This window comes from Aureimonas flava, from assembly GCF_003583935.1.
Lineage (GTDB): Bacteria > Pseudomonadota > Alphaproteobacteria > Rhizobiales > Rhizobiaceae > Aureimonas > Aureimonas flava.
This window is the reverse complement of the sequence record NZ_QYRN01000004.1, coordinates 297480-310785: the sequence shown is the minus strand read 5'-3', so window position 1 is coordinate 310785 and position 13306 is coordinate 297480. Positions and strand designations below refer to the sequence as shown.

The 13306-nt window shown below is 65.3% G+C and carries 6 protein-coding genes; all 6 read right to left on the bottom strand.

Annotation, left to right across the window (positions count from 1 at the left end; genetic code table 11):
• Positions 1-124: 124 nt before the first annotated feature.
• The 6 genes from tuf to rpoB all read right to left on the bottom strand — a co-directional run bounded on the left by tuf (position 125) and on the right by rpoB (position 13230).
• Complete coding sequence (gene tuf / locus D3218_RS09190; RefSeq protein ID WP_119539704.1) at positions 125-1300, bottom strand: elongation factor Tu; 1176 nt, start codon at positions 1298-1300, stop codon at positions 125-127.
• 63 nt (positions 1301-1363) lie between these two features.
• The gene (gene fusA, locus D3218_RS09185) at positions 1364-3454 is read right to left on the bottom strand and encodes an elongation factor G (protein WP_119539718.1); all 2091 of its coding nucleotides are present in this window, start codon (positions 3452-3454) and stop codon (positions 1364-1366) included.
• Positions 3455-3484: 30 nt separating this feature from the next.
• Complete coding sequence (gene rpsG / locus D3218_RS09180; RefSeq protein ID WP_061938757.1) at positions 3485-3955, bottom strand: 30S ribosomal protein S7; 471 nt, start codon at positions 3953-3955, stop codon at positions 3485-3487.
• A 35-nt stretch (positions 3956-3990) separates the two neighbouring features.
• Positions 3991-4362: a 30S ribosomal protein S12 gene (gene rpsL, locus D3218_RS09175; RefSeq protein WP_019998957.1), complete on the bottom strand. Its 372-nt coding sequence runs from the start codon at positions 4360-4362 to the stop codon at positions 3991-3993.
• Between the two features lie 374 nt (positions 4363-4736).
• Complete coding sequence (gene rpoC, locus D3218_RS09170) at positions 4737-8936, bottom strand: DNA-directed RNA polymerase subunit beta' (protein ID WP_119539716.1); 4200 nt, start codon at positions 8934-8936, stop codon at positions 4737-4739.
• 139 nt (positions 8937-9075) lie between these two features.
• Positions 9076-13230 carry a DNA-directed RNA polymerase subunit beta gene (rpoB, locus tag D3218_RS09165; protein ID WP_119539714.1) on the bottom strand — a complete coding sequence of 1385 codons (4155 nt, stop codon included), beginning with the start codon at positions 13228-13230 and terminating at the stop codon, positions 9076-9078.
• Positions 13231-13306: the final 76 nt, after the last annotated feature.

The following is a 13306-nucleotide window of genomic DNA, read 5'->3' as shown; positions in this document are numbered from 1 at the left end:
TTTCCGATCGCTAAACAGTCTTCAGCCAATCAAACCGGACGCCTGAACGGCGCCCGAACCGCCCCGCAGGGCAAAGAGAACGCGGCGGTTTAAACCGCCGCGTCCCTGACTTCAAGAGGCCGATTTACTCGACGATGCTGGCGACGATGCCGGCGCCGACGGTGCGGCCGCCCTCGCGGATGGCGAAGCGCAGCTTCTCCTCCATGGCGATCGGAACGATCAGCTTGACGTCCATCGTCACGTTGTCGCCCGGCATCACCATCTCGGTGCCCTCGGGCAGCGTCACCACGCCCGTCACGTCCGTCGTGCGGAAGTAGAACTGCGGACGGTAGTTCGTGAAGAACGGCGTGTGGCGTCCGCCCTCCTCCTTGGTCAGGATGTACGCCTCCGCCATGAAGCGCGTGTGCGGCTTCACCGAACCCGGCTTGCACAGAACCTGGCCGCGCTCAACGCCCTCGCGGTCCACGCCGCGAACCAGCGCGCCGATGTTGTCGCCCGCCTGCCCCTGGTCCAGAAGCTTGCGGAACATCTCGACGCCCGTCACCGTCGTCTTCTTCGAGTCGCGGATGCCCACGATCTCGACTTCCTCGCCCACCTTCACGATCCCGCGCTCCACGCGGCCCGTCACCACCGTGCCGCGGCCCGAGATCGAGAACACGTCCTCGATCGGCATCAGGAACGGCTGGTCAACCGGACGCTCCGGCGTCGGGATGTAGGCGTCGACCTCCTTCATCAGCTGACGCACCGCGTCCTCGCCGATCTCCTTGTTGGAGTCCTCCAGCGCCGCCAGCGCCGAGCCCTTCACGATCGGAATGTCGTCGCCCGGGAAGTCGTAGGACGACAGAAGCTCGCGGACCTCGAGCTCCACCAGCTCCAGAAGCTCCGCGTCGTCGACCTGGTCCACCTTGTTCAGGAACACCACGATCGCCGGAACGCCAACCTGGCGCGCCAGGAGGATGTGCTCGCGCGTCTGCGGCATCGGGCCGTCCGCCGCCGAACACACCAGGATCGCGCCGTCCATCTGCGCCGCGCCCGTGATCATGTTCTTCACGTAGTCCGCGTGACCCGGGCAGTCCACGTGCGCGTAGTGACGGTTCTCCGTCTCGTACTCCACATGCGCCGTCGAAATCGTGATGCCGCGAGCCTTCTCCTCCGGCGCCGCGTCGATCTGGTCGTACGCGCGGAACTCGCCAAAGTACTTCGTGATCGCAGCCGTCAACGACGTCTTCCCGTGATCAACGTGACCAATCGTCCCGATGTTCACATGCGGCTTGTTACGCTCGAATTTGCTCTTCGCCATTGTAGGCTCTCCAATTCATGCGCCCGTCAGGGCTTCAGAGGGTTGTCGCCGAGGCCGGAGGCCTCAGGCGTACTTCTTCTGGATTTCTTCCGCGACCTGGTTCGGCACCTGCTCGTAGTGGTCGAACTGCATCGTGTACTGCGCGCGACCCTGCGACATCGAACGCAGCGTGTTGACGTAGCCGAACATGTTCGCCAGCGGCACCATCGCGTTCACCACGGTCGCGATGCCGCGAGCCTCGGTGCCCTGGATCTGGCCACGGCGGGAGTTCAGATCGCCGATCACGTCGCCGACGTAGTCTTCCGGCGTAACGACCTCGACCTTCATGATCGGCTCGAGCAGCTTCGGCCCCGCCTTGGCGATGGCTTCACGGAAGCCGGCGCGCGAGGCGATCTCGAAGGCCAGGACCGACGAGTCGACGTCGTGGAACGCGCCGTCGATGAGCTCGGCCTTGATGTCCACCATCGGGAAGCCCGCGAGCGGACCCGAGGTCATCACCGAGGCGATGCCCTTCTGGACGCCCGGCACGTATTCCTTGGGAACCGCGCCGCCGATGATCTTCGACTCGAACACGAAGCCCGTGGTCGGCTCGCCCGGCTCGATGTGCAGCTTCACGCGGGCGAACTGACCGGTACCGCCGGTCTGCTTCTTGTGCGTGTAGTCGACGTCGGCTGCGCGGGTGATGGTCTCGCGATAGGCCACCTGCGGGGCGCCGATATTCGCCTCGACCTTGAACTCGCGCTTCATCCGGTCGACCAGGATGTCGAGGTGCAGCTCGCCCATGCCGGCGATGATCGTCTGGCCCGACTCCTCGTCCGTCTTGACGCGGAAGGACGGGTCCTCGGCGGCCAGGCGGTTGAGCGCGAGGCCCATCTTCTCCTGATCGCCCTTGGTCTTGGGCTCGATCGCGATCTCGATGACCGGATCGGGGAACTCCATGCGCTCCAGGATGACCGGCTTCAGCGGGTCGCAGAGCGTGTCGCCCGTGGTGACTTCCTTGAGACCGGCGAGAGCGACGATGTCGCCCGCATAGGCCTCTTCGATGTCCTCACGCGAGTTAGAGTGCATCTGAAGCATACGCCCGATGCGCTCCTTCTTCTCCTTCACCGTGTTCTGAACGCCGGTGCCCTTGGAGAGCTTGCCGGAGTAGATGCGGCAGAAGGTGAGCGAGCCGACGAACGGGTCGTTCATGATCTTGAAGGCCAGCATCGACAGCGGCTCTTCGTCCGACGACACGCGGCTGGTCTCGGTCTCGGTCTTCGGGTCGATGCCCTTGATCGCGGGAACGTCGACCGGCGACGGCAGGAACTCGACGACGCCGTCGAGAAGCGGCTGCACGCCCTTGTTCTTGAAGGCCGAGCCGCAGAAGATCGGCGTGAAGGTCACCTCGCAGGTGCCCTTGCGGATCAGCGCGCGCAGCTCGTCGTTCGAAGGCATGTTGCCCTCGAGGTAGGCCTCCATCGCAGCCTCGTCGACCTCGACCGCGGTCTCGATCATCAGCTCGCGATATTCGACGGCCTTGTCCTGCAGGTCGGCCGGGATCTCCACGACGTCCCACTGGGCGCCGAGCGACTCGTCGCGCCAGACCAGGGCGTTCATCTCGATCAGGTCGACGACGCCCTTGAACTCGTTCTCGGCGCCGATCGGCAGCTGGACCACGATGGGCTTCGCGCCGAGGCGCGTCTTGACCATGTCGACGCAGCGGTAGAAGTCCGCGCCGGTCTTGTCCATCTTGTTGACGAACATCATGCGCGGGACGTGATACTTGTCCGCCTGACGCCACACGGTCTCGGTCTGCGGCTCCACGCCGGCATTGGCGTCGAGCAGCGCGATCGCACCGTCGAGCACGCGCAGCGACCGCTCGACCTCGATCGTGAAGTCGACGTGGCCCGGGGTGTCGATGATGTTGAAGCGGCGCTTCTTGCCGTCGCGGCCTTCCCAGAAGGTCGTGGTCGCGGCGGACGTGATGGTGATGCCGCGCTCCTGCTCCTGCTCCATCCAGTCCATGGTCGCGGCGCCGTCGTGGACTTCGCCGATCTTGTGGGACTTGCCGGTGTAGTAGAGGATACGTTCGGTCGTGGTGGTCTTGCCGGCATCGATGTGGGCCATGATGCCGAAGTTGCGGTAGTCTTCGATCTTATATTCGCGGGCCATGGGGCGTCGCCTTTCGAAGAGAAGAGTGGCTTACCAGCGGTAGTGCGAGAAGGCGCGGTTCGCTTCCGCCATGCGGTGCGTGTCTTCGCGCTTCTTCACGGCGGTGCCGCGGTTGTTGGCCGCATCCATCAACTCGCCCGACAGACGATCCACCATCGTGGTCTCGTTGCGGTTGCGGGCAGCCGTGATCAGCCAGCGGATGGCAAGGGCCTGGCGACGCTCCGGACGGACGTCGACCGGAACCTGGTAGGTGGCGCCGCCGACGCGGCGCGAACGGACTTCCACGTGCGGCGCGACGTTGTCGAGCGCCTGATGGAAGATCGCGATCGCGTCCTGGCGGGTCTTCTGGTTCACGACGTCGAACGCACCGTAGACGATGGTTTCGGCGATCGACTTCTTGCCGTCGTACATGACGGCGTTCATGAACTTGGTGACGACCAGATCGCCGAACTTCGGATCCGGGTTGATCTCACGCTTCTCGGCAGAGTGACGACGGGACATGTTCTAGTCTCTCAATCTCGGACGGTCGTTCGGGCTTACTTCGGACGCTTCGCGCCGTACTTCGAACGACGCTGACGACGGTCCTTGACGCCCTGCGTGTCGAGCACGCCGCGGATGATGTGGTAGCGAACGCCGGGAAGATCCTTCACGCGGCCGCCGCGGATCATCACCACGGAGTGCTCCTGAAGGTTGTGCCCCTCGCCCGGGATGTAGCCGATGACCTCGAAGCCATTGACCAGACGGACCTTGGCGACCTTGCGGAGAGCCGAGTTCGGCTTCTTCGGGGTCGTGGTGTAGACGCGGGTGCAAACGCCGCGCTTCTGCGGATTGGCCTGGAGCGCCGGAACGGTGTTGCGCTCGCTCGGGCGAACCCGCGGCTTCCGGATCAACTGGTTGATGGTCGGCATTCCAACCTTCCTTCTCTTCAAATCTCGGTTCGAAACGTTCGGCACCACCGCACCACAAGCCGTCGGCTCATGCGCGAAACCGGGCATCGACCTCATCTAGTAAGAGGTCTGCCCGGCAGTGAAGCAGAGGATCACGGGCGAAACCGCGATCGTGCGTCTAGCAATGGTACGTCTCGTTGAACGAAGCCTTGTTTGAAGCGCTGGTCCCCGACGAGTCGTCAGGAAAGCGATGCCTCACATCGGCTCTGTTGGCGGCTGTTTAACGATTCCGACCCCGAGCGTCAAGCCTGCCCCTCGCCTCTGGAGCACGAAACCGAAACGAAAAGGGGCCGCTCTCACGAGCGGCCCCTCCCCCATGCGTTACGACCCCCGCCCTACTCGGCGGCGTCGGTCAGGTTGGTCAGCATCCGGTCGGCCTCAGCCGCGTTGGACGACTTGCGGCGGTCGTCCAGGATGAGGTCGTCGCGCGAGGTCGCGATCCGACGGACCTGGGTCATCATGCCGCCGGTGCCCGCCGGGATGAGGCGGCCGACGATGACGTTCTCCTTGAGACCCTGCAGCGTGTCCATCTTGCCGGCGACCGCCGCCTCGGTGAGGACGCGGGTGGTCTCCTGGAAGGACGCCGCCGAGATGAAGCTCGGCGTCTGCAGCGAGGCCTTGGTGATGCCGAGGAGCACCGGGTTGCCGGAGGCGGGCTTCTTGCCCTCCTCCTCAAGGCGTTCGTTGACCTCGGCCAGCTCGATCCGGTCGACGTGGTCGCCCGGGATGTAGCCGGAGTCGCCCGACTCCACGATCTCGACCTTCTGCAGCATCTGGCGAACGATCACCTCGATGTGCTTGTCGTTGATGACCACGCCCTGGAGGCGGTAGACCTCCTGGATCTCGTTCACCAGGTAGCTCGCCAGCGCCTCGACGCCCCGGATCGCCAGGATGTCGTGCGGTGCCGGGTTGCCGTCGAGAATGTGGTCGCCCTTCTCGATGACGTCGCCTTCCTGGAGGTGGAACGGCTTGCCCTTCGGGATCAGGTACTCGACCGGCTCGACGCCGTCCTCGTGCGGCTCGATGACGATGCGGCGCTTGTTCTTGTAGTCGCGCCCGAACCGAACCGTGCCGTCGATCTCCGCGATCACCGCGTTGTCCTTCGGCTTGCGGGCCTCGAACAGTTCGGCGACGCGCGGCAGACCGCCCGTGATGTCTTTGGTCTTCGCCGATTCCATCGGAATACGCGACAGGACGTCACCGGCGCGGACCGTCGCACCCGGCTCCACCGAAAGGATCGCGTCCACCGACAGGAAGTAACGGGCATCGGTGCCGCGCGCGAGCTTGGCCACCGAGCCGTCCTTGGCGCGGATCACGATCGCGGGCTTCAGGTCGGAACCGCGCGGGTTGGCCCGCCAGTCGATGACCTGACGCTTGGTGATGCCCGTGGACTCGTCCGCCTGCTCGGAGACCGACAGGCCCTCGACCAGATCCTCGAACTCGATCGTGCCGTCGAGCTCGGTGAGGACCGGACGGGTGTACGGATCCCACTCGGCGACGCGCTGGCCGCGACGCACCTGGTCGCCGTCGTCCACGAAGATGCGCGAACCGTAGGTGATGCGGTGCGACGCGCGCTCCTTGCCCGACGGATCGAGGATCAGGATCGCCATGTTGCGGCCCATCGCCACGAGGCGCCCGTCCGAGTCCCGCACCACGTTGCGGTTGCGGATCTGGACCGTGCCTTCGTAGGACGCCTCGAGGAACGAGGAGTCCACCACCTGCGCCGTGCCGCCCATGTGGAACGTGCGCATGGTGAGCTGCGTGCCGGGCTCGCCGATCGACTGCGCCGCGATGACGCCCACGGCCTCGCCCATGTTGACGGGCGTGCCGCGCGCGAGGTCGCGACCGTAGCAGACGGCGCAGATGCCGGTGCGTACCTCGCAGGTGAGCGCCGAGCGGATCTTCACCGACTGGACGCCGGCCTTCTCGATCACCTCGACGTCACGCTCCTCGACCGTGGCGCCGGCCTTCACCAGCACCTCGCCCGTGGCCGGGTTCACGACATCCTCGAGCGCCGTGCGGCCGAGGATGCGCTGGCCGAGCGTCGCCACGATCTGACCGGCATCCACGATGGGCTGCATGGTCAGGCCGCTGTCGGTGCCGCAGTCGGCCTGCGTGATGATGCAGTCCTGCGCGACGTCGACGAGGCGGCGGGTCAGGTAGCCCGAGTTCGCGGTCTTCAGCGCCGTGTCCGCGAGGCCCTTGCGGGCGCCGTGGGTGGAGTTGAAGTACTCGAGAACCGTGAGGCCTTCCTTGAAGTTCGAGATGATCGGCGTCTCGATGATCTCGCCGGACGGCTTGGTCATCAGACCGCGCATGGCGCCGAGCTGGCGCATCTGCGTGGGCGAGCCGCGCGCACCGGAGTGCGACATCATGTAGATCGAGTTCATCGGCTTCTGCCGGCCCGTCTCCGGGTTGAACTCGACCGCCTTGATGCGGCCCATCATCTCTTCGGCGATCTTGTCCGTGCACTTGGCCCAGGCGTCGACCACCTTGTTGTACTTCTCGCCCTGGGTGATCAGGCCGTCGTTGTACTGCTGCTCGTATTCCTTCGCGAGCGCCTGCGTCTCGCCGATCAGCTTCGGCTTGGTCTCGGGGATGACCATGTCATCCTTGCCGAAGGAGATGCCGGCGATGCACGCGTGCTTGAAGCCGAGCTGCATGATGCGGTCGCAGAAGATCACCGTGTCCTTCTGACCGCAGTGACGATACACCTGATCGATCAGACGCGAGATGTTCTTCTTCGTCATCAGGTCGTTGGCGATGTCGAAGGAGATCTTGTGCGTCTTCGGCAGAAGCTGCGCGATCAGCATGCGACCCGGGGTCGTCTCGTAGATCTTCGAGACGGGCTTGCCTTCGGCATCCACCGTCTTGAAGCGACCCTTGATCTTGGTGTGCAGGGTGATCGACTTCGTGAAGAGCGCCTGCTCCATCTCGCCGATGTCGGAGAAGGCCATACCCTGCCCCGGCTCGTTCTCGTTCATGATCGAGAGGTAATAGAGCCCCAGCACCATGTCCTGCGACGGCACGATGATCGGCGCGCCGTTCGCCGGGTGCAGGATGTTGTTGGTCGACATCATGAGGACGCGCGCCTCGAGCTGCGCCTCGATAGACAGCGGCACGTGCACCGCCATCTGGTCGCCGTCGAAGTCCGCGTTGAAGGCCGTGCAGACCAGCGGGTGGAGCTGGATGGCCTTGCCCTCGATCAGGATGGGCTCGAACGCCTGGATGCCGAGCCGGTGCAGGGTCGGCGCGCGGTTCAGCAGCACCGGATGCTCGCGGATCACCTCGTCCAGGATGTCCCAGACCTCCGGACGCTCCTTCTCGACCAGCTTCTTGGCCTGCTTCACCGTGGAGGAGAAGCCCTTGGCGTCGAGGCGGGCGTAGATGAACGGCTTGAACAGCTCGAGCGCCATCTTCTTCGGCAGGCCGCACTGGTGCAGCTTCAGCTCCGGTCCGGTCACGATCACCGAACGGCCCGAATAGTCGACGCGCTTGCCGAGCAGGTTCTGCCGGAAGCGGCCCTGCTTGCCCTTCAGCATGTCGGAAAGCGACTTCAGCGGGCGCTTGTTGGCGCCCGTGATGACCCGGCCGCGGCGTCCGTTGTCGAACAGTGCGTCCACCGCCTCCTGAAGCATGCGCTTCTCGTTGCGGATGATGATGCCCGGCGCGCGCAGCTCGATCAGCCGCTTGAGGCGGTTGTTGCGGTTGATGACGCGGCGGTACAGGTCGTTGAGGTCGGACGTGGCGAAGCGGCCGCCGTCCAGCGGGACCAGCGGGCGCAGGTCCGGCGGGATCACCGGAACGACGCGCATGATCATCCACTCCGGCCGGTTGCCCGACTCCAGGAAGTTCTCGACGATCTTCAGCCGCTTCATCAGCTTCTTCTGCTTCAGATCCGACGTGGTGGTCGCCAGTTCCTCACGCAGGTCGCCCGCGATGCGCTCGAGCTCCATCGAGCCGAGCAGTTCCTGGATCGCCTCGGCGCCGATCAACGCGGTGAACGAGTCCTCGCCGTACTCGTCCACGGCGATCATGTACTCCTCCTCCGTCAGGAGCTGGTGCTCCTTCAGGGCGGTGAGGCCAGGCTCGGTGACGATGTAGTTCTCGAAGTAGAGGACGCGCTCGATGTCCTTCAGCGTCATGTCGAGCAGCGTGCCGATGCGGCTCGGAAGCGACTTCAGGAACCAGATGTGCGCGACCGGCGCGGCCAGCTCGATATGGCCCATGCGCTCGCGGCGCACGCGCGAGAGGGTGACCTCGACGCCGCACTTCTCGCAGATGATGCCCTTGTATTTCATGCGCTTGTACTTGCCGCACAAGCACTCGTAGTCCTTGATCGGGCCGAAGATGCGCGCGCAGAACAGGCCGTCGCGCTCCGGCTTGAACGTGCGGTAGTTGATGGTCTCCGGCTTCTTGATCTCGCCGAACGACCACGAAAGGATCTTCTCCGGGCTCGCCAGCGAGATCCGGATCGAATCGAACGTCTGCGCCTGCACCTGAGGATTGAAGAGATTCATGACCTCTTGATTCATGGTGCTGTCTCCTTCTCAGGGCCTCGTGCCCCGCCACGCGCCGGGCGGAGCCGGCGCCAAGATCATCCGCAAAGTCCGATCGGCGCCCTTTGGCAATGGCGCCGACCATGGCCGCACAAGGCGACCTTTGCGTGGCGGCCTATTCGGCCGCGTCGGGAAGGCCCTGGAGCGGGCCCGCGCTCGAGGGAAGCTGGTCGGGCACCGACTGCGACAGGTCGACGTCGAGACCCAGCGAGCGCATCTCCTTGACGAGCACGTTGAAGCTCTCGGGGATGCCGGACTCGAACGCATCGTCGCCGCGCACGATCGACTCGTAGACCTTGGTGCGGCCCGCGACGTCGTCCGACTTCACCGTCAGCATCTCCTGCAGCGTGTAGGCGGCACCGTAGGCTTCCAGCGCCCAGACCTCCATCTCGCCGAAGCGCTGGCCGCCGAACTGCGCCTTGCCGCCCAGCGGCTGCTGTGTGACCAGCGAATACGGCCCGATCGAGCGTGCGTGGATCTTGTCGTCCACCAGGTGGTGCAGCTTCAACATGTAGATGTAGCCGACCGTCACCTGCCGATCGAAGGCCTCGCCCGTACGCCCGTCGTAGAGCGTCACCTGGCCCGAGCCGTTCAGCCCGGCCTTCTCCAGCATCTTGACGATGTCCTGCTCCACCGCGCCGTCGAAGACGGGCGTGGCGATCGAGACGCCGCGCTTCATCTGCTTGGCCAGCGTCAACACCGACTCGTCGTCGTAGGTCGCCACGCGCTCGTTGCGGTCGCTGTCGCCGAGGAGTCCCGCGATCTCGGAGCGGAGCGGCTGGACGTCGTGCGACTGCTGGTACGCCTCCAGCATCTCGCCGATCTTCTTGCCCATGCCGGCGCAGGCCCAGCCGAGATGCGTCTCCAGGATCTGGCCGACGTTCATGCGCGACGGCACGCCCAGCGGGTTCAGAACGATGTCGACATGCGTGCCGTCCGCGTTGAACGGCATGTCCTCGACCGGCACGATGCGCGAGACCACACCCTTGTTACCGTGACGGCCGGCCATCTTGTCGCCCGGCTGGATCTTGCGCTTGACCGCGACGAAGACCTTCACCTGCTTCATGACGCCCGGAGGCAGCTCGTCGCCCCGCTGGACCTTCTCGACCTTGTCCATGAAGCGGGCTTCCAGCAGCTTCTTGGAGTCGTCGTAGACCTGGCGCAGCGCCTCGAGCTCGCCCTGCAGACGCTCGTCCTCGACGGCGAACATCCACCACTGCGAACGCGAGTACTCGTTCATCACCTCGGCCGAAAGCTCGCCGCCCTTGCGGAAGCCCTTCGGCCCCGCGATCGCGGCCTTGCCCGACAGCATCTCGACCAGACGGCCGTAGACGTTGCGGTCGAGGATCGCCTGCTCGTCGTCGCGGTCCTTGGCGAGGCGCTCGATCTCCTCGCGCTCGATCGCCATGGCGCGCTCGTCCTTCTCGACGCCGTGACGGTTGAAGACGCGCACCTCCACAACCGTGCCGTAGGTGCCCGGGGGCATCCGGTTCGACGTGTCGCGGACGTCCGAGGCCTTCTCGCCGAAGATGGCGCGCAGGAGCTTCTCCTCCGGCGTCATCGGCGATTCGCCCTTCGGCGTGATCTTGCCGACGAGGATATCGCCCGGCTGGACCTCGGCACCGATGTAGACGATGCCCGCCTCGTCGAGGTTGCGCAGCGCCTCTTCCGACACGTTCGGGATGTCGCGCGTGATCTCCTCGGGGCCGAGCTTGGTGTCGCGCGCCATGACCTCGAACTCCTCGATGTGGATCGAGGTGAAGACGTCGTCGGCGACGATGCGCTCGGAGAGGAGGATCGAGTCCTCGTAGTTGTAGCCGTTCCATGGCATGAACGCGACGAGCACGTTCCGGCCGAGGGCCAGATCGCCGAGGTCGGTCGAGGGACCGTCCGCGATGATGTCGCCCTTGCGGACCCGGTCACCCACCGCGACCAGCGGACGCTGGTTGATGCAGGTGTTCTGGTTGGAACGCTGGAACTTCATCAGGCGGTAGATATCGACGCCCGAGCGGCCGGACTCGAGGTCCTCCGTCGCGCGGATGACGATACGCGTCGCGTCCACCTGGTCCACGATGCCCGTACGGCGCGCGCCGATGGCCGCGCCCGAGTCGCGCGCCACCACCGGCTCCATGCCCGTGCCGACGAACGGCGCCTCGGCGCGCACCAGCGGCACGGCCTGACGCTGCATGTTCGAGCCCATGAGCGCGCGGTTGGCGTCGTCGTTCTCGAGGAACGGGATCAGCGCCGCGGCGACCGAAACGAGCTGCTTCGGCGACACGTCCATGAGGTCGACGTTCTCGCGCGGCGTCATGATGACGTCGCCCGCGTGGCGGCAGATCACGAGGTCCTCGGCGAAGCTGCCGTCGTCGGCCAGCACCGCGTTCGCCTGCGCGACATGATGCTTCGCCTCTTCCATGGCGGAGAGGTAGACGACGTCCTGCGTCACCTTGCCGTCCACGATGCGCCGGTACGGGCTCTCGATGAAGCCGTACTTGTTGACGCGCGCGAAGGTCGCCAGCGAGTTGATCAGGCCGATGTTCGGGCCTTCCGGCGTCTCGATCGGGCAGATGCGGCCGTAATGCGTCGGGTGCACGTCGCGCACCTCGAAGCCGGCGCGCTCGCGGGTCAGACCGCCGGGGCCGAGGGCCGAGAGACGACGCTTGTGCGTGATCTCGGACAGCGGGTTGGTCTGGTCCATGAACTGCGAGAGCTGCGAGGAGCCGAAGAACTCGCGCACGGCGGCCGCGGCCGGCTTGGCGTTGATCAGGTCCTGCGGCATGACCGTGTCGATCTCGACCGAGGACATGCGCTCCTTGATCGCGCGCTCCATGCGCAGCAGGCCGACGCGGTACTGGTTCTCCATGAGCTCGCCGACCGAGCGCACGCGGCGGTTGCCGAGATTGTCGATGTCGTCGATCTCGCCCTTGCCGTCGCGCAGGTCCACCAGCGTCTTGACGACCGCGAGGATGTCCTCCTTGCGCAGCACGCGCACGGTGTCCTCGGCGTTGACGTCGAGGCGCATGTTCATCTTGACGCGGCCGACGGCCGAGAGGTCGTAGCGCTCCGCGTCGAAGAACAGCGACTGGAACATCGCCTCCGCCGTCTCCATCGTCGGCGGCTCGCCGGGACGCATGACGCGGTAGATGTCGAACAGGGCGTCCTGGCGGTTCTCGTTCTTGTCGGCCGCCAGCGTGTTGCGGATGTAGGCGCCGACCGTCACATGGTCGATGTCGAGGACCTGGATCTCCTCATGGCCCGCGTCGAGCAGGACCTTGAGCGTCTTCTCGTCGATTTCGTCGCCGGCCTCGAGGTAGACCTCGCCCGTCTGGTAGTTGACGATGTCCTCGGCAAGATAGTTGCCGTAGAGGTCCTCCTCGGAGGCGCGCAGGGCGACGACGCCCTTCTCCTTGATCTGACGCGCCTGGCGGGCCGTCACCTTCTTGCCGGCCTCGACCAGAACCTCGCCCGAATCCGCGTTGACCAGGTCGGTCAGCGCCTTCTGGCCGCGCACGCGCTCGACCGAGAAGGGCACGCGCCAGCCGTCCTTGTCCTTCTGGAACTGGATGACGTTGTAGAAGGTCGACAGGATCTCCTCGCCGTCCATGCCGAGCGCCATCAGCAGGCTCGACACGGGGATCTTGCGGCGACGGTCGATGCGCGCGAACACGATGTCCTTGGCGTCGAACTCGATGTCGAGCCAGGAGCCGCGATAGGGGATCACGCGCGCGGCGAACAGGAGCTTGCCCGACGAGTGCGACTTGCCCTTGTCGTGGTCGAAGAACACGCCCGGGGAGCGATGCATCTGCGAGACGATGACGCGCTCGGTGCCGTTCACGATGAACGTGCCGTTGGACGTCATGAGCGGCATGTCGCCCATGTAGACGTCCTGCTCCTTGATGTCCTTGATCGACTTCGAGCCGGTGTCCTCGTCGACATCGAACACGATGAGGCGCAGCGTGACCTTGAGCGGCGCCGCGAAGGTCAGGTCGCGCTGGCGGCACTCGTCCACGTCGAACTTCGGCTGCTCGAACTCGTACTTGACGAATTCCAGCATCGAATGGCCGGCGAAGTCGGAGATCGGGAACACGGACCGGAACACGGACTGGAGGCCCTCGTCCGGGCGGCCGCCCTCCGGCTCGTCGACCATCAGGAACTGATCGTAGGACGCCTTCTGCACCTCGATGAGGTTCGGCATCTCGGCAACCTCGGGGATGGACCCGAAGAACTTGCGCACCCGCCTGCGACCGCTAAACGTCGTCGTCTGAGACATCGTCGCTCCTTGCTCTCGTCATCGCCCTTGACCGAAGGGCTCGAATTTCGTGCCCTCCCGTCGGAGGGCCGATCGC